Below are 19264 nucleotides of genomic sequence, written 5' to 3'. Positions count from 1 at the left end.
TCATCTGATGCAATACGCAGATTTTAACTTTACATAATGTAGATTATCGGCACTTTGAAAGTGGCTGGTCCGGCGAGAACTCGTCGGGGCCCGCCACCATCCGCCGTGCACACTGCTACGAATGATCACTGAGGCGACACCGTGTCGCTCGGTAGAGAAAGGTGCGACATCATGCGCGGATCAGTCGAGAACGCTTTCATGCTCATCCACAACCCTCTGGTGGATCTCTACCAGTGGCTCCTGAGTGTCCTCCCGGCGGACATGGCCTGAGTTCTACAACGGCCTGAATTCCCCGGCGGCGATCCGTCGCCGTCGTTCGTTGCGAGGCCCCGGGTCGTGGACATCGTCGGTTTGCCGTCCGAAGTCACCCCGGGGTCTCGCGGCATCTATCCACTGCCGCCTCCGTGGGGTCCCGCCCAGTCGGCCCCGATTCGACACAGTGACGTTTCGGGGGTGGGTGCCCCCGACGCTGTGCGCCTGCGGGGTCATCGGCCCAGAGCCGCCGGCTGTCTGTCAGTCCACGGCAGTGCCTGCTCCAGCTGGCCGGCCAGACGCAGCAGCATCGACTCGCCCCCGAGTCCTGCGGTGAAGTGCACCCCCATGGGCACGCCCTCCGGCGTCCAGTGCAGTGGGAGCGACAGCGCCGGCCGGCCGGTCAGGTTGGCCAGCTGGGTGTACGGCACCCAGCTCAGGTTGGCGTCGATGAGCGACTCCACGAATCCCGAGTGCCGCAGGAGCGGAGCTGTGCGCGTCGCGAGCAAAGCGGTCGCTGCGCGACGCGCCAGCGGCGGGGTGTCCAGGGCGCCGATGTGCGGCGGGAGGTCTGCGAGCGTCGGCGTCATGAGCAGGTCGTAGCCCTCGAAGAAGGTGGTGAGTTCGCCGACGTACTGATCCCGCCACATCACGGCATCCAGGTAGTCCACGCTGCTCTGCGCCCGGCCGAGTGCCGCCACGATGCGCGTGTCCGTCTCGAAGTCCCGATCGGCGCACCCCGTCCGGCGTTTGGTGTCCTCGACCGACCACGCGAGGTAGGCGAACCAGCTGGTGAGGAAATCGCGGGCCAATGCCAGGTCGTCGACGGGCTGCGACTCGAGGATGTCGACGCGGTGGCCGAGGTCCTCGAGCGCTCTGGCGGCGGTCTCGACAGCGGCGAGAGCCTGAGGGTGGGGTGACGAGTTGATCGAGGACGCGGTACACACGCCGATCCGCAGACGTCCGGGGTCCGCCCCCACCTGGGACCGGAACGACTCCGACGGGGTGGCCGGGACGTACGGCCCGCCCGGCTCCCCTCCCATCAGGACGTCCAGCATCGCAGCCGAGTCGCGAACCGACCGCGAGATCACGCCGTTGGTGGCCGCGCCGTGCATCGCCTCGCCGCGCGCGGGGCCCATCGGGACCAGTCCGCGGCCGGGTTTGAGGCCGACGAGCCCGCAGCACGCGGCCGGGATGCGGATCGAACCGCCGCCGTCGCTCGCCCCGGCGACCGGGACGATGCCGGCCGCGACCGCGGCGGCGGACCCGCCCGACGAGCCCCCGGGACTGCGGCTGGTGTCCCACGGGTTCCTGGCGGGGCCGAACAGCTCGGGCTCCGTGATTCCCTTGGCCCCGAACTCCGGGGTGTTGGTCTTGCCGAAGACCACCAGGCCCGCGTCCAACCACCGCCGGACCACGGTCGCGTGCTCGGTCGCCGGTACGTCGGCCAGTGGACGCGACCCGCCACTGGTGGGTGTTCCGCGGTAGTCCTGACCGAGATCCTTGAGAAGGAACGGCACCCCGGCGAACGGGCCCGACAGCTCCTCGGTCGCCCGGGCGCGAGCCGGCCCGTCCAGGCGGCGCACGATCGCGTTGAGTCGCGGGTTGACACCGTCGGCGCGCTGGATCGACGCGTCGAGCAGGTCGCCCGGGGTGACCTCGCCCTGCCGGACGAGGGCGGCGAGACCGAGGGCATCGTGACTACGGAACTCGTCAAAGCGCATGGGGCCGGAGTCTACGCAGCGCGATCAGCGATTGTTCCGGTTCCGCCAGGCGCGCCATGCGCCCGTGGACCACAGGGCCCATGCGACGAGGACGGGCTGGAAGAACAACCGCACGAGGCGTGCGCGGTCGCTGTCGAGCCCGAACGCGTCCGTGCCCGTCACGTACTGAGAGATGTTGCCGGGGAAGATCGCGACGAAGAACGCCGCCGTCACGCCGCCCACCGCCGGCCGGTATCGCGCCGGTGCGAGGATCAGCGCCGCGCCGAGTCCGAGTTCCACCACGCCGGAGGCGACGACCACGAAGTCCGGGTCGAGTGGGACCCACGTCGGGACCTGTGCCTGGAACTCGTCGCGCATGGTGGTCAGGTGCCCGGTCCCCGCCCCGAGAAGGGCGGCGCCGAGGGCCCATCGTCCGAGATGTCGGACCACCTCCCCCGCACTGCGGCGGCGCACCGGTGTGCGGGATCGCGAGTTCTTCAGGGGCCGGTCGAGTTTGTCCATGGGGGTAGTGTTGCGCACAACTTAATTGAGCGCAACCTAAAAATGGGCGATACTCGTGTGATGGATCCCGATCTCCGACTGGAAGAGCAAGTCTGCTTCGCCCTCTACGCGGCCTCCCGCGCCTCGACGTCGGCCTACCGCCACGCCCTGGCGTCGGTCGGTCTCACCTATCCGCAGTACCTCGCCCTGCTCGTGTTGTGGGAGGAGGACGGGCTGACGGTCCGCCAGTTGGGCGACCGACTTCTCCTCGACTCGGGCACCCTCTCCCCTCTGCTCGCACGGTTGGAGCATGCCGGACTGGTCGAGCGGTCCCGCTCCGTCGGCGACGGGAGGAGTGTCCACGTGCACCTCACCGAGGCCGGCGGGCGGCTGCGCGCCGAAGCCGAGACGATCCAGTGTTCCCTGCTGGACAGGGTGGACATGCCGCAGGAGGACCTCGTCCAGCTGCGGACCCTGGCCCAGCGACTCGTGACCTCGCTCGAAGGAGCCGATCGCGGCGATCAGTAGCGTCAGCCGATGGTGATCGGCTGACGGAGGATCGTCCTGAGTCTGGCGGGATCGGACCTGCGGGGGTCCGAGAGGTAGATCTCGTGGTGGCGTCCCGACGGGGTCGCCCCTCGTGACGGGATGATCTCCTCGTGCATCCGCGCGATGATCGGGCCCTCGTCGTCGTAGGGGCCCACGTGCAGCGTCTGCACCGCCGACCCCTCGGCGTACCCGTCGAACCGCACCCGCTCGCGGGCGTCCGGCACCGTCGTCGTCGTCACCTTCTCCATGGCGGCGGACAGGATGTCCGGGGTGACCCAGTCCGGCTGCCAGATCATCATCGTCCAACTCCAGGCGGCCTTGTCGCGGGCCGTGAACACCCGCGGGTCGTCGGCGTACCAGAGGCCCTCGAGCGGGCCCACCGTGTGGACCCGTCCCAGCACGGTCCGGGCCGCCGCGCGCACGGCGTAGGACGTGGCGTACAGCGCCTCGACGGCGGCCCTGTACTCGGGCGCGGTATTGGGATCTCCCCGCCCGTCGACCATGAGGAAGGTCATCGCTGGGACCTCGACCAGGTCGAATCGGCCGGCCTTGCCGTCGTAGAGGTCCCTACGCTCGCGTTTGATGTCGTAGTTGGGCGGGTCACCGACCATGGCAGCAGGCTACGCCGAACCGGCCTGGAGTTCCTCGATCCGGCGTTTGTACACCGCGGTCAACTCGTCGATGTACCGGCGATTCCACCGCGGGGTGATGTGCTTACTGCAATTGGCATCAGCGGCCACGACATCCACCACGATCGCGCGTTCCACGCGGCCGGAGTACCGCTTCTCCCCCATGGCCCGGAGCCGGTCGACCAGTTCGGGCTCGGCGTCCGGCTCGACCGTGCGCGCGTGACCGAAGACCTTCAACCGCCGTCGGGTCGGGTAGTCGACGAAGAGCAGGCAGACGCGTCCGTCGTGATCCACGTTGCCCGTGGAGACGTACTGGTGGTTGCCCGGGAACTCGGCCCAGGCGAGGGTCGTGTCGTCGACCACGTGCACGAATCCCGCCGGGCCGCCGCGGTGCTGCGTGTACGGCCAGCCCGACTCGGTGACGGTCGAGAGGGAGAAGTGGTCGGCGCTCCGGATCAGTGCGACATCGGTGCCCTCGAGGGCGAAGTCACCGGTGTCGACGGGGAGGGTGACCCCCACGGCGTCCTGCCGGGCCCGCACCGCCGATCCGTACGCGATTCCCGGGTAGTGGTTGGCTGCCATGGTCGTCAATATAGGTTGCGGTGCGGCACGCCAGGCTGCAGGGCATGAGCTGGGCGGAGATCGGCATGGTGCTCGGTGTCAGCACACAGGCGCTGCACAAAAGATTCGGACGGACCGCCTGACCGGGCATGATGCCGACCATCCCGGTGGCATGCGTCTCGGTGACGAGGGCACACGCAGGGCAGCGCAGCTCGGCTGAGTACTCAGCGTCCGGGCGTGGCGACGGTGTCCGGCCTGGGCACGTTCTGCAGCCGGAGCTGGCCCCGCGCGAGCACGGCTCCACCCTCGGCCTGACTGATCACCACATCCCACAGCTGCTGGCTGCGGCCCTGGAACAGGGCGTGCGCGGTGACCTCGACCCGCCCGCCGGTGGACGGTCGGAGGAAATCGGTGCCGTTGTGCACGCCGACCGCGATCTGGTCCCGTTCGGCGACCGCGAACCCCGCCCCCGCGCCACCGGCGGACTCCACGATGCTCGCGTAGACGCCACCGTGGACCGTCCCCCACGCCGTGACGTGCTCCTCCCCCAGCACCGCGTGCCCTCTCAGCGATGTGGGGGTCACCTCATCGACGACGAGTCCGGAAGCGCGGACGAAGACGCTGGCGTCGGGAGAGCTGGCATCGGGGAACCCGCCGGAGTCGATCATGGGGTCTTTCTACCCGCTACCGTTTCCGGCTGGGTCGCCGCAGCCACATACCTCGCCAGGTGCTCGCCGGTGAGAGTGGAGGCACCGGCGACGAGTTCGGCCGGCGTGCCCTCGAACACGATCCGGCCACCGTCGTGGCCGGCGCCGGGGCCGAGGTCGATGATCCAGTCCGCGTGAGCCATCACGGCTTGGTGGTGCTCGATCACGATCACCGACTTCCCGGCATCGACCAGCCGATCGAGCATCGCCAGGAGGGTCGCGACGTCGGCCAGGTGCAGGCCCGTGGTCGGCTCGTCCAGCACGTAGACCTCGGCCTTGTCGGCCATCTGGGCGGCCAGCTTGAGGCGTTGGCGCTCGCCACCGGACAGCGTGGTCAGGGGCTGACCGAGCCGGATGTAGCCCAGGCCGACATCGCGGAGCCGGGCGAGGATCTTGTGCGCGGCGGGGATCCGCGCCTCTCCCCCGGCGAAGAACTCCTCGGCCTGTGCGACGGACATCCCCAGCACCTCGCCGATGTTCCGGCCGCCGAACCGGTACTCGAGCACCTCGGCCTGGAAGCGCCTGCCCTCGCAGTCGTCGCACGTCGTGGCGACGCCGGCCATCATCGCCAGGTCGCTGTAGATCACGCCCGCGCCCTTGCAGGTGGGACATGCGCCCTCGGAGTTCGGGCTGAACAGGGCCGGCTTGACGCCGTTGGCCTTGGCGAACGCCTTTCTGATGGGCTCGAGGAGCCCCGTGTATGTGGCCGGATTACTGCGCCGCGACCCGCGGATGGCGGCCTGGTCGATCGCCACCACCCCGTCGCGAGGCGACACCGAGCCGTGGATGAGCGAACTCTTGCCCGATCCGGCCACGCCGGTCACCACGCACAGGACCCCGAGTGGGATGTCCACATCCACGCCTCGCACGTTGTGGGCTGTCGCGCCACGCACCTCGATCCGCCCGGTGGCCGCCCGCACGCTGTCCTTCAGTGCGGCGCGGTCGTCGAGATGCCGGCCGGTGACCGTGTCGCTCGCGCGGAGCCCGCCGACCGATCCCTCGAAGCAGATCTGACCGCCCTCGGAGCCGGCCCCGGGCCCGAGGTCGACGACGTGGTCGGCGATCGCGATGGTCTCCGGCTTGTGCTCGACCACCAGGACCGTGTTGCCCTTGTCGCGCAGCCGCAGGAGCAGCCCGTTCATGCGTTGGATGTCGTGGGGGTGCAGGCCGATCGACGGTTCGTCGAAGACGTAGGTGACGTCGGTCAGCGCGGAACCGAGGTGGCGGATCATCTTCACCCGCTGTGCCTCGCCGCCCGACAGGGTGCCCGCGGGGCGGTCGAGGGACAGATACCCAAGTCCGATCTCGACGAACGAATCGAGCGTGTGCTGCAACGAGTCCAGCAGCGGCGCAACCGACGGCTCCTCGAGGCCGCGCAGCCACTCCGCCAGGTCGGTGATCTGCATGGCCGAGACGTCGGCGATGTTCCTGTCCCCGATGCGGGACGACCGGGCCCCCTCGTTGAGCCGGGTGCCGTCACATTCGGGGCACGTGGTGAACACCACGGCCCGCTCGACGAACGAGCGGATGTGCGGTTGCATCGCCTCGACGTCCTTGGACAGCATCGACTTCTGGATCTTGGGGATCAGGCCCTCGAAGGTGACGTTGATGCCGTCGGCCTTGACCTTGACCGGCTCCTTACGCAGCAGGTCGTGCATCTCCCGATCGGTGAACTCCCCCACCGGTTTGTCCATGTCGAAGAACCCGGAGCCGGAGTAGATGCGGCCGTACCAGCCGTCCATCGAGTATCCGGGGACGGTGATCGCGCCCTCGGACAGGGACTTGGAGCGGTCCACCAGCGCGTCGACGTCGAAATCGGACACCGATCCGCGACCCTCGCAGCGGACGCACATCCCGCCGGTGATGGAGAACTCGGCCTTCTGCCGGGTGCCGTCGGCCTTCTTCAGCGTCCCCACCCCGGACGCCGACGCGACGTTGAAGGAGTACGCCTTGGGACCGCCGATCCTCGGCTGCGCGAGACGGCTGAACAGGATCCGCAGCATCGCCCCGGTGTCCGTGGCGGTGCCGACCGTGGAGCGGGGGTCGGAGCCCATCCGCTCCTGGTCCACGACGATCGCCGTGGTCAACCCCTCCAGCACGTCCACGTCCGGCCGCGCCAGGGTGGGCATGAAGCCCTGGAGGAACGCGCTGTAGGTCTCGTTGATCATCCGCTGCGACTCCGCCGCGATGGTCGAGAACACCAGGGAGCTCTTACCGGATCCGGAGACTCCGGTGAACACCGTCAGCCGCCGCTTGGGCAGATCCACGTCGATCGACCGGAGGTTGTTCTCCCGCGCGCCGAGGACGCGGATGGTGTCGTGCGTGTCTGCCGTGTGGGCGCTCATCCCGGGTCTCCTCACCCTGTCCGCTCAGCGGCAACGTTAGACCGCGGACCCGTGGCGGGAAAGGGCGTCAGCCGCGGTCCTGCTGCTCCATCGCGGTGGCGTGCAGTCGGGCGAACCGCTGGAACTCGTCGTCGTCCCATCCCTCGCGTCCCGTCGCGGCCGCCCATCCGTCGAGGATCTGATGGTCGTACAGGTGGCCGTAGCCCTGCGACCCGCCGATCGCGTTTCCGAGGTCCGCGGTCACCTGGAACAGGGTCAACACGGGCATGTAGAACATGCCCGGATGTCGGCCCTTGCCGGGCGGTTCGGCCAGCCACGCGGGGCGGTCGAACAGCAGATCCGGGGTCCACCACACCACCGGGTCGGTCGCGTGCTGGACGTACAGGACGTGCGGCGGGATCCACGGGGTGTCGTCGTCGCGGAACTCCGCGGGATCCTCCGAGAACCTCACCAGCAGGCCGTCCGCGTACACCGGCTCGGTGACCGGGGTACCGGGGTCGCGCCGCTGTACGAGCGCGTGCCAGATGTGGTTCGAGTTGGGTGGACCGACCCAGAGCACCCCGTCCACCGTCGCCCGGATATCGCGGATGCCGGAGAACGCCGCCTCCCCGGCCCGGGTGCCCAGGCTCTCGCCGTAGACGTACAGCTTCGGTTGCGGCCGACCCGGTGGGAGGGAGTCGCGCCAGGTCACCACCGCCTCGATCAGTGACCGGCCCGCCGCCTCCGCCTTCTCGCGGTCGGCGAGGAACGAGATCCAGCTCGGCAGGTACGAGTACTGGGTGCCCACGATCGCCACGTCGCCACCGGAGAGCAGTTCGATGGCCTGAGCCGCATGGGGGTTGATCCACCCGGTGCCGGTGGTCGGGACGATCACCACCGACTCACGTTCCCAGGCCCGGGTCCGCTCCAACTCCTCCACCACCAGCGCTGAACGCTCGTCGTCGGTCGGCGCGGACTCCAGACCGGCGTACGCCCGGATCGGCTCGGGTGCGTTCTCGCCCAACAGATCCCCCAGTCGCTCCCCGTCGAGGCCGCCGCTCACGAACCGTCGGCCCTGCAGGCCCAGGTCCCCGAAGTCCACGACCGACCCCGGGGACCCGGATCGCTCCGGCGCCGACGGCGGTCGCGCGCCGGGGAGGTCCTCGTTGTTCTGCCCGCTGTAGATCCGGTTGGCGCCGCCGAAGAACAGGCGCGGCACCACGCCCTGCACCACGCCGAGCGCGAGCACGGCCACCATCACGACGCCCGTGAGCCGGGCGGTGTACTCCCCCACGCCGAACCTGCGGCCCACCGCGCGGGCCAGCCACCGGTACCCCGCCCGGACGCCGCGGGCTGCGATGAGGAGCCCCAGGAAGATCGCCAGGGCGACCCACGGGATCTTCATGTAGTCCGCCCAGGGCGGGCGGGGTGAGCGCACCAGATCGGAGACCTGGTCCTGCCAGCGGATCGCCGTGGCCGTGGCCGTGATGAGGTAGACCACCAGGATGTACGGGGCGGACAGACGGGCGAAGGCCAGGAGACGGTCACCGAACGCGAGGAGGTCGGGGTGGAGGGTGATGCGGGGCGCCACGACCCGCCGCCAGAGGGTCCTCAGTGCAACGCCGACCCCGTAGCCCACCAGCATTGACACGCCGGTGACCACCCCCTGGTAGTACCAGGCCCGCGGCAGCAGGGACGGCATGAGCGAGACCCACGCCGCCAGCGCGGCCACGATGAGGCCGGTGACCGAGGGGCGCCACCGTTCCCACCACGTCCGGAGCGCGGCGACGGGCGTGGTCCCCGCTGTCGGCCGACCGGCCTCTCCGTCCTCGCTCACCGCAGGCGCTCGGCCCGTCTCGCCGCCGCCACGAGCTCTTCGGACATGCGGGCCAGCTCGGCGGGGTCCTCGCCCTCGGCGATGGCGGTCCGCAGATCCTCGCAGGCGCAGCGCAGCTGGAACATGCGGTCCATCAGGTCGGTCGATTCGGCCTCCGTGAGTACGACCGTGCCCTCGGGCAGGTCCTGCATCCGGAGCGACCGGCGCTGCTCGTAGGCCCGCTGCCGGCAGGACCGCCGGCAGTAGCGGCGCCGGCGCCCGGTCCCGCCCTCGTCCACGGGACGGCCGCACCAGGCGCACGAGGCCTCGCCCCTGCGGGGCGCGGTCGGCTCGGGTCGGGCGTCGGGTTCCACGGGTGTGAGGTTACCCAGCGGCGCCCCCGGGGTGGCCCGTGGCGTCGGGACGTGGGAACATTTGGGGGTTCCCCTGGCGTTGACACAAGCAGGAACCACGCAGCGTCGTGTCGATCCGCATGAATTGACGCAGACGAACACGGCAGAAGGAGTTCGCATGGCAGATCGAGTCCTCAGGGGCAGCCGCCTCGGTGCGGTGAGCTACGAGACCGACCGGGACACCGACCTCGCGCCGCGCCGCATGGCGCGGTACCAGACCCCCAACGGCGAGGTCTACGAGGTCCCGTTCGCCGATGACGCCGAGATCCCCGGCGCCTGGATGTGCAAGAACGGCCAGGAGGGCCAGCTCATCGACGGCCCCGCGGTCGAGGTCAAGAAGGGCAAGCCGCCGCGTACCCACTGGGACATGCTGCTCGAGCGTCGCTCCCTGGAGGAGCTCGAGGAGCTGCTCAAGGAGCGGATGGACCTGCTCAAGAAGCGGCGCCGCGCCGGTGCGCGGTAGGTAGTACCGAGCGGTCACCGGATATCACCCGGTGGCACCGGAACGCCCCGGCCCCGCAGGGCCGGGGCGTTCTCCTGTGTCCGGGGTCGGTGTGCGGCCGGAGCCGGCGCGCACCGGGTCAGCGGCCGACGAGGCCCTTGAGCTGGTGTCGACGCTTCTCCCAGCCCCAGCGGGCCACGTTGACCGCGGCCTCGCGGAAGATCGACTCGCTCATCTTGGACTGACCGACGGTGCGCTCGGTGAAGGTGATGGGCACCTCCGTGACCCGGCGCCCGTTGTTCAGCAGGCGCCACGTCATGTCGATCTGGAAGCAGTAGCCCTTGGACTCGATGGCGTCGAGGTCCAGCTCGGCCAGGGCGTCGGCCCGGTAGGCGCGGTAGCCGGCGGTGATGTCCTTGATGCCCACGCCCAGCATGACCCGGGAGTAGACGTTGCCGCCGCGGGAGATGACGTGGCGCTGCCACGGCCAGTTGACCACCGCGCCGCCGGGGACGTAGCGGGAGCCGATCGCCAGGTCGGCGCCGCCGTCGACGGCGGCGAGCATCGCGGGGAGCCGCTCGGGCGGGTGGCTGCCGTCGGCGTCCATTTCCACGAGCACGGTGTATCCGCGCTCGAGACCCCAGCGGAACCCGGCGATGTACGCGGCCCCGAGCCCCTGCTTGCCCTCGCGGTGCATCACGGTGATGCGCCCGCGCGGGTCCTCGGTGGCGAGCCGGTCGGCCACCTCGCCGGTGCCGTCGGGGCTGTTGTCGTCGGCGATGAGGACCGAGACCTCGGGGGCCGCGGCCAGCAACCGCTCCACCACGCCGGGCAGGTTGTCCCGCTCGTCGTAGGTAGGGATGATCACCAGGGTGCGCGCGGACGGCGCGTGTCGGCCCGGCGTCGTCGGATCGGTCACTTACTTCTCCTCGGTTCGGGTCGCGGCTCGTTGCCGGGTGCGGACCAGCGCCCATGCCAGTGCGACGAGCCCGATGAGGCAGCTCACCGCCTGCGGGATGCCACCCAGTCGGGTTGCCATCGTACCGGCCCCGCCCACCTCGACCTGCGCCGCCAGCACCGCGGGCTCGAAGATGCCGCTCTCGGCGCGGACGTCGCCGTCGGGGCCGATGACGGCGCTGACCCCGCTGGTCGCGGCGATCAGCACGGGCACGTCGTGCTCCACGGCCCGCACCCGGGACATCGCGAGTTGTTGGTACGTCATGGGTGAGCGGCCGAAGGTGGCGTTGTTGGTGGGGACGGTGAGGATGTGCGCGCCGCGGGAGACGGGCTCGCGGGCGGCGGCGTCGAAGGCGACCTCGAAGCAGATGGCCACGCCCAGGTCCACCCCGCCCGCGGTGACGACGTGGTCGCCGTCGCCGGGGATGAAGTGCCCGGCGGTCCGGGCGATCGGGAACAGCGCCTCGAGCGGCTCGCGCAGCGGGAGCCACTCCCCGAACGGCTGGATGTACTTCTTGTCGTGGCGGTCGACCACCGGGCCCTCGGCGGGGCCAGAGGAACGGCCGTCCCACACGAGATAAGAGTTGTGCGCTTCGCGGCCCTCGCCGGTGGGCAGGACGGTGCCCACGAGGATCGGTGCCTCCAGACGGCGGGACAGGGCGGTGATCTGGGCGGCGGCGAGCTGGTCGGCCAGCGGCGAGATGTCGGAGGCGTTCTCCGGCCACAGCACGAAATCCGGCGGGGCCTCGGTGCCGGCCTCGACATCGTCGGCGTACTCGGCGGTGACGCGCAGGTGGTTCTCGAGCACCGCGCGGCGTTGGGCGTTGAAGTCCAGGCCGAGGCGCGGGACGTTGCCCTGGATCACGGCGACCTCGACGGTGTCGGTGGGCTCGCCGCCGGTCGGGGCGAGGGCCGCGACGGCGACCAGGCCCGCGGTCACCAGGGGCACCGTGAGCAGGCCGGCGGCGGCGCGGACGGGTCGGTCACGGCGCGCGAGGAGCAGGACGGCGACGCCGATCGCCGCCCCCACCGACGCCACCGCGAACCCGACCAGTGGGGTGCCGCCCAGTGACGCCAGCGGCAGCAGCGGCCCGTCGGCCTGGCCGAACGCCAGCCGTCCCCACGGGAAGCCGCCCCAGGGCCAGGACGAGCGGACCCACTCCCACAGGGACCACCAGCCGGCCACCCCGAGCACGGCGCCGACCGCACGCGGGCCGCGCCGGTTGCCGGGGTCCAGGCCGGCCCGGAGGATGACCGCGGCGCCGGCGCCGAACGCGGCGAGGTACAGCGCCTCGACCACCGACAGGCCCCACGAGGCGTAGGCGCCCACGTACAGGCCCACCCACGGCACCAGGAGGAGGAAGAAGACCAGGCCGGAGGTGAACCCGAGGAGCGCGCCGGTGCGCGGCCGGACCGTGGAGGCGCCGGACGGGGACAGGACGACGACGAGGACGGCGATCGCGGGAAGCGCCGTCCACCACAGACCCACCGGGGGGAACGAGGCCGCCAGCAGCGCCCCGGCGGCAGCCGCGAAGGCCAGCCTGGTGAGCAGGGGCATCAGGTCGCGGGGCCGGCGGGCAGGCCGTCCACGACGAGCGCGCGCAGAACGGGGTCGGGTCCGGTGAGATCCGGCATCGGAGGAACTCCGGAGCGCGGGTCCGTGGACCACCGCTGGACGGCGTCGTCCGCGGCGACCACGGCCAGCTCCCCGGTCCGCCACCTCGCGAAGGTGGCCGCCGTGCCCGGGGTGAGGGTGCCCGCCGTGCCGTCGCGCGCGCCGGCCGCCCGGTGTGCGCCCCGGGTGGTCGCGGTGAACGCCGCCCGCGGGGACAGGCCTCGGCCGCCCTCGACGGAGGTCAGGGCCCGAAGGGCGTCCCACGGCCGGACCTCGTCGCCGGCCCGGGTGGATGCGGCCAGCGCCACGCCGGAGGCGGCGATGCGCACGAGATCGGTGCCCGTCAGGTCATCGACGAGCGGGCGCAACAGGGTCACCGTTCCCACGGCGGCCAGGGCGGCGAGCGTGTCGCCGTCCGCGTTCCCGGCCCCGGTCCCGCCGACGAGGACCGGGATGCACCGGGCGACCGCCGGCCCGCCGAGTTCGGTGGCGAGGCGGGTGAGTTCGGTCGCGAGGCGCGCCGGGTCGACGGTGTCGTCGAGCACCACCCGCTCCCCCGCACGCACCCGCTCCTCGACCTCGTCGAGCCCGTGTGCGCCCGGCAGACCGGCGGGCACCACGCCGCCGGCGGCCGCGACCGCCGGGTCCAGGCCCTCGGGGAGGCACTCGACGAACGCCGGGGCCACCCAGTCCCCCTCCAGATCGACCTGCTCGGCACCCGGGAACAGGGCGGGGCCCGGGGCATCCGAGCCGGCCCACACGATGAGCCCGTTCTCGTGTGCCAGGGCGGTTGCGTCTCGTGAGGCGGGCGTGAGCACGCGGCCCCCGGTAGCCAGGAAAGCGGTCATGCGGGCGATTATCCCCGAGCACCGACCGGCGGCCCGGCCGCCCACCCCCCGCGCCTACGCTGGGTGCTCATGAACGACTCCCACCACGCGGCCGGGTCGTCCCGAACCGGGGACACCCTGCGCTTCCCCGGCGGCCGGCTGCGCCCCGAGCACTGGACCGCCCTGGCGGCGCTCGGGGCGCAGCCGGCCGCCGCGGCGGCATCCAGCTCACGGCCAGGGGCGGGGCCCGGATCGTGGGCGCGGACCGCGATCCGGTCGAGCTCGCGGTGCGGGACCTCGAGGCCGCGGGCCTGCCCGAGGCTCTCGCCCACCCCAGGGGACGCGACATCATCGCCTCGCCCCTGGCTGGCCGGCTCGGCGGGCATCACGACGTCGGCGACCTGCCGACGGGGCTCGGGGCCGCGCTGCTCGCCCGCGACGCGGCTGACGCCCTGCACGGGCAGGTGCTGTTCGGGATCGACGACGGGTCGGGCGACGTCCTGGCGCACTCCCCCGACCTGGCGGTGGAGGTGGACGGGTCCGACGGCGGCGCGCGGGTCCACGTCGCCGGTCGCCCCGTCCCGCTCCGGGTCGCGGTGGCCGACGCCGCCACCGTGCTGGTCGACGCGGCCGTGGAGCTCACCGGTTCGGCGGGACCGACGCGGGTGCCCGGGTCCGGCGACCTGCACCAGCTCGTCGTCGACGCCCTGGGATCCCACCCCCGGACCATCCCCGCTCCCGTCGCACCGACGAACCCTCCTGCTACGGATGTAGAAGTGCCGAGGGTGGGCTGGATCGACACCGCCGATGGGCTGGTGAGCCTGCTCGCCGTGGTGCCCGACGGCGTCGTTCCCGCCCGACTCGCCGAATTCCTCGGCGCGGTGGAGCGTCCGACCACCGTCTCGGCCGACCCGGTCATCGGCCTGCACGAACTCACCGAACCGATGGCGGAGCAGGTGGTGCGGGTGCTGGCACCGATGGGGATGATCTTCGACGCCGAATCGCCCTGGGTGACGGCTTTCCCGTGAGGTCGGTTCTGTGGTGAGGTCGGCTCAGCAGTTGGGCAGGCTCAGCGCGCGCCGAACCGCTCGACCAGCCAGCGGGCGGCGTCCTCGACGGAGTGCACGGCCTCAGGGACCCGAGGGGCCTGCGGGGTCTCGGGCCGGTCCACCATCACCACCGGTATGCGCAGGTCGCGGGCGGCGGCGAGCTTGGCCTCGGAGGTGGCTCCGCCGCTGTTGCGGGTGACCAGCACGTCGATCCGGTGGCGGGACATTAGCGTCCGCTCGGACTCCACCCCGAAGGGGCCCCGGTCCAATACCAGCAGGTAGCGGTGCGGCAGCGCCCCGGGGGGCGGCTCGGAGCACCGGATGAGATACGACCCCCGGGTGTCCCCGGCGAACGCGGACGCGCCCTGCTTGCCGACCGTGAGCATCGGCCGGCGGAAACGCTCCCGCACCACGTGGGCCGCGGTCTGCATGTCCGGGACGCGGATCCACTCGTCGCCCGCCTGCTCGGTCCACGGCGGGCGGTGCAGGCGGAGCAGCGGCGTGGCCGTCTCGCGCGCGGCGTGGACCGCGGACACCGAGATCTGGTCGGCGAACGGGTCGGTCGCGTCGATGACGGCGCTGACGCCGTTCTCGCGCATCCAGTGCGTTAATCCCTCCGCACCTCCGAAGCCACCGATCCGCACCTCCCCACGGGGGAGTCTCGGCCGCGTGACCTTGCCCGCCAGCGAGGTGACGACGTCCAGCCCGGCGGTGACCATGAGGTCGGCGAGTCGACGGGCCTCGCCCGTGCCCCCCAGCACCAGGATCAGGCCGGGCGAGCCTCCCGGCATCGCGGTCGCGGGCGGGGCGACGGGCTGAGACCGCGGGGCCTCCGGGGCGGGCGCGGGCCGCGCGTCCCGGTGGGCCTCGACAGGGGCGCCGGAACGAATGCCGGGCACGAGTTCCCAGCTGATCCCCTCGGCGTCGAGGGCGCCGGTGTGGGCCGGCAGCTCGGGGTGGTCCGTGGGATCGCCCGGATAGAGCCGGACGACCCGGTCGCCGCGGTCGACGGCCTCACGCATCCTCGCGGCGGCGTCCGTCGGCGACAGCGCTGAGGCGTCGATGACCAGGGCCGTCGACGGGCACAGTCCCAGCGCCCCAGGGCCGATCGGACCCGGCTCCGCCAGGACGGTGCCGCTCATGGCGATGAGTCGGGAGGCGCGGACGGTGAGGAGATCGACGGGGCCGGGACCGGTGCCGACAAGGTGTACGGCGGCCGGGTCGGCGCCCGACCGGGGTGGAGCGCTCACCGCGGCATCCGCCTCCAGATCGGCTGCGGGACGAGCCGTGCGACGGCGAACATCACGCGCAGCTGCCACGGGATCCACACCACACCCGCCGTGCGCGACTCCACCCGGTCGACCACCGCGTCCGCCACCTGGTCCGGCGTGGACGAGAACGGGGCGGGGTCCATGCCCTCGGTCATCCGGCCGATCACGAAGCCCGGACGCGGGATCACCAGCGTGACGCCCGTGCCGTGCAGGGCGTCGGCCATGCCGGAGGCAAACCCGTCGAGTCCCGCCTTGGCCGATCCGTACACGTAGTTGGCGCGCCTGACCCGCTGCCCGGCGACCGAGGAGAACGCCACGAGAACCCCGCGGCGACGGGGCTTCATCCGCTCGGCGAGGACCGTGAGAAGCGCCGCCTGCGCCACGAAGTCGGTATGCAGGATGCGGGCCGCGGCCCGGGAATCGCGCTCGGCCACCTCCTGGTCGCCCAGGATGCCGAACGCCAGGACGGCGATGTCGATCTCCCCGACCCGGGTCTCGATGTCCGCCACGATCGCGGCGTGCGAGTCGAGGTCGTCGGCGTCGAAGTCCACGAGCTCCACCGCGACGGCGCCCGCGGTCCGGAGTGGGGCCTCGAGCGCGGAGACGTCGCCACCGGGGCGGCTCGCGAGCACGACGGTGCGGCCGGGTGCGAGGCGGTGGGCGACGGCCAGACCGATCTCGCTGCGGCCACCGAAGACCACCACGACCTCACCGCCGGATTCGGACCGGGACGACGGGGTTGCGGATGTGGGCATGGGCCCAGTGTCCCACGTACCGCGTCGCGCTCTGCGTCGGCTTACTGCGGTCGGCCCACTGTGGCAGGCTCGGCGTCATGGCCCACTCGATGGCAGAACTCTCCGACGAGGCACACCGGTTCCTGTCCGAATACCACCTCGGCAGCCTGACCACACTCCGGCGCGACGGTTCGCCCCACGTGGTCGCCGTGGGCTTCACGATCGACGTGGAGGGCGGGTTGGCGCGCGTCATCACCCGGCGGGGATCGCAGAAGGCGGCCAACGCCCGGCGTGGCGGCCGCGCGGCGGTCTCGCACGTCGACCGCGGACGGTGGCTCACCTTCGAGGGCGCCATCCGCCTCCTCGAGGATCCCGACTCGGTCCGCGAGGGCGAGCGCCGCTACGCAATGCGGTACCGCGAGCCGAGTCCGAACCCCGAGCGGGTGGTGTTGGCGATCGAGGTGGATCGCGTCCTGGGCTCCAAGCAGATGTTCACCGGCGACTGACACCGCGGCCGGGCGCTCGGCGGGTGCGCGCTGGGTGCGCGCTGGGTGCGCGCCGGGTCGCGGCCTGCCGGACGGAATCAGAGGAATCCCCCGGGTTCGCCTGCACGGTCATAGCCGCCCGCCGCCATGGCGTCTCGCGTGAGCCGAGGCGCAGGCCGGACGACATGCCCGGGGGCGGCTGTGGCGGACGCGTGCAGGGGCGGGGGCGAGGCGCCAGGGGCGGGAGCGGATGCGGGCAGGCTGGCGTCCGCCGACTCTAGAGGACGCGCAGGCCGCGCTCGCCGTCGTTGAGGTCGCGGCGGCCATCGGCGGTGACGGCCACGATGTCCTCGAGCCGCGCGCCCCACGACCCGGTCGTGTAGACGCCGGGCTCGACCGAGAAGGCCATCCCTTCCTCCAGCACGGTATCGGCTCCGGGTGCGACGAACGGCGGCTCGTGCAGTCCCAGGCCGATCCCGTGCCCGGTGCGGTGGATGAACAACTCCCCGAGCCCGGCCGCGGCGAGGTGCTCGCGTGCGGCGGCATCGACCTCGCCGATCGCGATCCCCGGTCGGACGGACTCGCGTGCCAGGCGCTGCGCCTCCTCCAGCACCGCGTACGTCTTGGCGACCTCGGCGGAGGGCTGGCCCATCGAGTAGGTCCGGGTGCAGTCGGAGTGATAGCCGCTGGGCAGCGGCCCGCCGATGTCCACCACCACGATGTCCCCGGTCTCGACCACCCGGTCGGACACCCCGTGGTGCGGGTCGGCGCCGTTCGGGCCCGAGCCGACGATCACGAACTCGGCGCGCGTGAGCCCCTCGGCCTGGATGGCGGCGGTGATGAGCTCGCCCACCTCCGCCTCGGTCCGGCCCACCTGCAGGAACTCCCCCATCCGGGCATGCACTGCATCGATGCGACGGGCGGCCTCGGCGAGCTCGCCCACCTCGTGCGCGGTCTTCACGGCCCGCACGTGGTCGATCACCTCCGAGGCGAGGACCACCTCGCCGTCGACCCCGTCCTGGAGCGGCACCAGGTGCAACGCCGGCAGGGCGGTGGACACCGCCACCCGCCCGGCGACCGACCCGGTGACGAGCGCGATGGCGTCGGTCCCGTCCGCCCACGGGTGGATCCTCGCGCCCACGCGGTCGGCGGCTCGCCGGGTGGCGTCGGTGAGTTCGAGCGACGGCAGCACCAGCAGTGGCTCTGCCCCGTCCACGGGCACGACCAGCGCGGTGAGCCGCTCGTGCGAGTCCATGCGCTCACCGGTGAGGTAGGACATGTCCTCGCCGGAATACACCACCACGTGGTCGATCCCTAGGTCCCGCGCGCGATCGCGGACGGCTGCCAGACGGTGCGAGTGGATCTGCGTAGTGGGGCTGTTCATGTCCTCCACAGTAGGCCGGGGCCGCAGTGGGCCGGAGCCGACTAGCCTGACGGCAGGTACTCGCTCCCGACCCGACGACATCAAGGAGGCGCGGTGTCCCAGGGCCCGCTCATGGTTCTCGACAGCGCCGGCTTGTGGTTCCGCGCGTTCCACTCCGTGCCCGAGAAGATCACCGGCCCGGACGGCTCCCCCGCCAACGCCGTGCGCGGCTTCTGCGACATGGTGGCCGTGCTCGTGGACGAGTACTCCCCGACCGGCCTGGTGGCCGGCCTCGACCGCGCGTGGCGTCCGGACTGGCGGGTGGAGTTGTTGCCCTCGTACAAGGCGCACCGCGTGGGTGACGACGGCGAGGAGGACGCCCCCGCGTCACTGGGCCCGCAGGTCGAGTCGATCCGCGGAATCCTCGGGGCGGCGGGCATCGCCCAGGCGTGGGCGGAGGACGCGGAGGCCGACGACGTGCTGGCCGCGCTGGCCGCCCGGGATCGCGAGGTGCTGGTCGTGACGGGCGACCGCGACCTGTTCCAGCTGGCATCGGCGAGCACCACGGTGGTGTACGTGGGAGCGGGGATGAAGAAGCGTCTGGCGTACACCCCGGAGGTCGTGGCGGAGCGCTTCGATCTGCCCGCTGGTGACGACGCCCGCGTGTACGCGGACTACGCGGTGCTGGTCGGCGACGCGTCGGACGGGTTGCCCGGCGTGGCGGGGGTCGGTGCGAAGACCGCCGCGGCCCTGCTGCGCGAATACGGCGACCTCGACGGCATCGTCGCCGCCGCCGGCGATCCGGGGTCGGCGCTCACCGCCCGCCAGCGCACGGCGATCACCGAGGGGGCCGACTACCTCTCCGCCGCGCGCGGGGTCGTCCGCCTGGGCGGCCGCGCGTTCGACGTACGGTTCGAGGGCGACGTCGACGGACGCCGTGGCGCCGTGGATTCCGACCGCCTCGAGGCGCTGGGCGAATCGACCGGGCAGGCCCGCGCGATCGGCCGGCTCGTCGAGGCGACCGAGGGGCTCGACGCGGTCTGAGCCGGGCAGGCGCCCGTCGCCC

The 19264-nt window shown here is 72.0% G+C and carries 19 protein-coding genes; 5 read left to right on the top strand and 14 right to left on the bottom strand.

The features are described from left to right. Positions 1 to 485: 485 nt before the first annotated feature. Positions 486 to 1976 (bottom strand): amidase, encoded by a 1491-nt coding sequence (locus AYO52_RS05890; RefSeq protein WP_067714529.1) that lies wholly within the window; start codon positions 1974 to 1976, stop codon positions 486 to 488. Between the two features lie 24 nt (positions 1977 to 2000). Beyond that, complete coding sequence (locus tag AYO52_RS05885) at positions 2001 to 2477, bottom strand: DoxX family membrane protein (protein WP_067714526.1); 477 nt, start codon at positions 2475 to 2477, stop codon at positions 2001 to 2003. A gap of 60 nt (positions 2478 to 2537) precedes the next feature. On the opposite strand from AYO52_RS05885, the gene AYO52_RS05880 reads away from it, so the two are divergent. Continuing rightward, positions 2538 to 2984 carry a MarR family winged helix-turn-helix transcriptional regulator gene (locus AYO52_RS05880; protein ID WP_067714523.1) on the top strand — a complete coding sequence of 149 codons (447 nt, stop codon included), beginning with the start codon at positions 2538 to 2540 and terminating at the stop codon, positions 2982 to 2984. A 2-nt stretch (positions 2985 to 2986) separates the two neighbouring features. Here AYO52_RS05880 and AYO52_RS05875 read toward each other — a convergent pair whose 3' ends face one another. The 6 genes from AYO52_RS05875 to AYO52_RS05850 all read right to left on the bottom strand — a co-directional run bounded on the left by AYO52_RS05875 (position 2987) and on the right by AYO52_RS05850 (position 9416). Continuing rightward, entirely contained in the window at positions 2987 to 3616 is a 630-nt protein-coding gene (locus tag AYO52_RS05875) for a GyrI-like domain-containing protein (RefSeq protein WP_067714521.1), read from the bottom strand. 9 nt (positions 3617 to 3625) lie between these two features. Beyond that, entirely contained in the window at positions 3626 to 4216 is a 591-nt protein-coding gene (locus tag AYO52_RS05870; protein WP_067714518.1) for a pyridoxamine 5'-phosphate oxidase family protein, read from the bottom strand. A gap of 203 nt (positions 4217 to 4419) precedes the next feature. Beyond that, positions 4420 to 4863 carry a PaaI family thioesterase gene (locus AYO52_RS05865; RefSeq protein WP_067714515.1) on the bottom strand — a complete coding sequence of 148 codons (444 nt, stop codon included), beginning with the start codon at positions 4861 to 4863 and terminating at the stop codon, positions 4420 to 4422. Continuing rightward, a complete protein-coding gene (locus tag AYO52_RS05860; protein ID WP_132063303.1) occupies positions 4860 to 7247 on the bottom strand; it encodes an excinuclease ABC subunit UvrA in 2388 nt (795 codons plus the stop codon). Before AYO52_RS05860 ends, AYO52_RS05865 begins: the two co-directional genes overlap by 4 nt. Before the next feature lie 67 nt (positions 7248 to 7314). Then, a complete protein-coding gene (locus AYO52_RS05855) occupies positions 7315 to 9063 on the bottom strand; it encodes an alpha/beta-hydrolase family protein (protein ID WP_067714509.1) in 1749 nt (582 codons plus the stop codon). Then, a complete protein-coding gene (locus tag AYO52_RS05850) occupies positions 9060 to 9416 on the bottom strand; it encodes a hypothetical protein (RefSeq protein WP_067714507.1) in 357 nt (118 codons plus the stop codon). The genes AYO52_RS05855 and AYO52_RS05850 overlap by 4 nt, the downstream gene beginning before the upstream one ends. Before the next feature lie 157 nt (positions 9417 to 9573). Between AYO52_RS05850 and AYO52_RS05845 the strand changes: the two genes are divergently transcribed. Continuing rightward, on the top strand, positions 9574 to 9918 hold the full coding sequence (locus tag AYO52_RS05845) for an RNA polymerase-binding protein RbpA (protein ID WP_067714504.1): 345 nt from the start codon (positions 9574 to 9576) through the stop codon (positions 9916 to 9918). 118 nt (positions 9919 to 10036) lie between these two features. On the opposite strand, the gene AYO52_RS05840 is transcribed toward AYO52_RS05845, so the two are convergent. The 3 genes from AYO52_RS05840 to AYO52_RS05830 are packed head-to-tail and all read right to left on the bottom strand — an operon-like array spanning position 10037 to position 13317. After that, positions 10037 to 10816, bottom strand: coding sequence for a polyprenol monophosphomannose synthase (locus AYO52_RS05840; RefSeq protein ID WP_067714501.1), 780 nt, complete (start codon positions 10814 to 10816; stop codon positions 10037 to 10039). Then, the gene (gene lnt / locus AYO52_RS05835; RefSeq protein ID WP_067714498.1) at positions 10817 to 12412 is read right to left on the bottom strand and encodes an apolipoprotein N-acyltransferase; all 1596 of its coding nucleotides are present in this window, start codon (positions 12410 to 12412) and stop codon (positions 10817 to 10819) included. It abuts the gene before it with no gap. Further along, entirely contained in the window at positions 12412 to 13317 is a 906-nt protein-coding gene (locus AYO52_RS05830) for an amidohydrolase (RefSeq protein WP_067714495.1), read from the bottom strand. Before AYO52_RS05830 ends, lnt begins: the two co-directional genes overlap by 1 nt. Positions 13318 to 13550: 233 nt before the next feature. Between AYO52_RS05830 and AYO52_RS05820 the strand changes: the two genes are divergently transcribed. Further along, positions 13551 to 14324: a hypothetical protein gene (locus AYO52_RS05820; RefSeq protein WP_156523535.1), complete on the top strand. Its 774-nt coding sequence runs from the start codon at positions 13551 to 13553 to the stop codon at positions 14322 to 14324. Between the two features lie 41 nt (positions 14325 to 14365). On the opposite strand, the gene AYO52_RS17605 is transcribed toward AYO52_RS05820, so the two are convergent. Both AYO52_RS17605 and AYO52_RS05810 read right to left on the bottom strand, forming a co-directional pair. Next, complete coding sequence (locus AYO52_RS17605; RefSeq protein WP_253701913.1) at positions 14366 to 15595, bottom strand: cobalt-precorrin-6A reductase; 1230 nt, start codon at positions 15593 to 15595, stop codon at positions 14366 to 14368. Continuing rightward, entirely contained in the window at positions 15592 to 16371 is a 780-nt protein-coding gene (locus AYO52_RS05810) for an SDR family NAD(P)-dependent oxidoreductase (RefSeq protein ID WP_067714487.1), read from the bottom strand. Before AYO52_RS05810 ends, AYO52_RS17605 begins: the two co-directional genes overlap by 4 nt. Before the next feature lie 77 nt (positions 16372 to 16448). Between AYO52_RS05810 and AYO52_RS05805 the strand changes: the two genes are divergently transcribed. Next, entirely contained in the window at positions 16449 to 16856 is a 408-nt protein-coding gene (locus AYO52_RS05805) for a pyridoxamine 5'-phosphate oxidase family protein (RefSeq protein ID WP_067714484.1), read from the top strand. Between the two features lie 256 nt (positions 16857 to 17112). On the opposite strand, the gene AYO52_RS05800 is transcribed toward AYO52_RS05805, so the two are convergent. Then, positions 17113 to 18219, bottom strand: a complete 1107-nt coding sequence (locus AYO52_RS05800) for a Xaa-Pro peptidase family protein (RefSeq protein WP_067714481.1) — start codon at positions 18217 to 18219, stop codon at positions 17113 to 17115. A gap of 93 nt (positions 18220 to 18312) precedes the next feature. On the opposite strand from AYO52_RS05800, the gene AYO52_RS05795 reads away from it, so the two are divergent. Next, positions 18313 to 19242: a 5'-3' exonuclease H3TH domain-containing protein gene (locus AYO52_RS05795; RefSeq protein WP_082923805.1), complete on the top strand. Its 930-nt coding sequence runs from the start codon at positions 18313 to 18315 to the stop codon at positions 19240 to 19242. The last annotated feature ends 22 nt before the right edge of the window (positions 19243 to 19264 follow it).

Source organism: Dietzia sp. 111N12-1 (assembly GCF_001658045.1).
GTDB classification, from domain to species: Bacteria; Actinomycetota; Actinomycetes; order Mycobacteriales; family Mycobacteriaceae; genus Dietzia; species Dietzia kunjamensis.
The sequence above is the reverse complement of the archived record's forward strand: the minus strand, read 5'-3'. Positions and strand labels throughout refer to the sequence as shown.

What these genes read in the sequence shown, in the direction of transcription:
- AYO52_RS05885 (WP_067714526.1), bottom strand. Translation starts at nt 2,477, where the DNA reads ATGGACAAACTCGACCGGCCCCTGAAGAACTCGCGATCCCGCACACCG.
- AYO52_RS05880 (WP_067714523.1), top strand. Translation starts at nt 2,538, where the DNA reads ATGGATCCCGATCTCCGACTGGAAGAGCAAGTCTGCTTCGCCCTCTAC.
- AYO52_RS05875 (WP_067714521.1), bottom strand. Translation starts at nt 3,616, where the DNA reads ATGGTCGGTGACCCGCCCAACTACGACATCAAACGCGAGCGTAGGGAC.
- AYO52_RS05845 (WP_067714504.1), top strand. Translation starts at nt 9,574, where the DNA reads ATGGCAGATCGAGTCCTCAGGGGCAGCCGCCTCGGTGCGGTGAGCTAC.
- AYO52_RS05810 (WP_067714487.1), bottom strand. Translation starts at nt 16,371, where the DNA reads ATGCCCACATCCGCAACCCCGTCGTCCCGGTCCGAATCCGGCGGTGAG.
- AYO52_RS05860 (WP_132063303.1), bottom strand. Translation starts at nt 7,247, where the DNA reads ATGAGCGCCCACACGGCAGACACGCACGACACCATCCGCGTCCTCGGC.
- AYO52_RS05870 (WP_067714518.1), bottom strand. Translation starts at nt 4,216, where the DNA reads ATGGCAGCCAACCACTACCCGGGAATCGCGTACGGATCGGCGGTGCGG.
- lnt (WP_067714498.1), bottom strand. Translation starts at nt 12,412, where the DNA reads ATGCCCCTGCTCACCAGGCTGGCCTTCGCGGCTGCCGCCGGGGCGCTG.
- AYO52_RS05830 (WP_067714495.1), bottom strand. Translation starts at nt 13,317, where the DNA reads ATGACCGCTTTCCTGGCTACCGGGGGCCGCGTGCTCACGCCCGCCTCA.
- AYO52_RS05800 (WP_067714481.1), bottom strand. Translation starts at nt 18,219, where the DNA reads ATGAACAGCCCCACTACGCAGATCCACTCGCACCGTCTGGCAGCCGTC.
- AYO52_RS05805 (WP_067714484.1), top strand. Translation starts at nt 16,449, where the DNA reads ATGGCCCACTCGATGGCAGAACTCTCCGACGAGGCACACCGGTTCCTG.
- AYO52_RS05865 (WP_067714515.1), bottom strand. Translation starts at nt 4,863, where the DNA reads ATGATCGACTCCGGCGGGTTCCCCGATGCCAGCTCTCCCGACGCCAGC.
- AYO52_RS05890 (WP_067714529.1), bottom strand. Translation starts at nt 1,976, where the DNA reads ATGCGCTTTGACGAGTTCCGTAGTCACGATGCCCTCGGTCTCGCCGCC.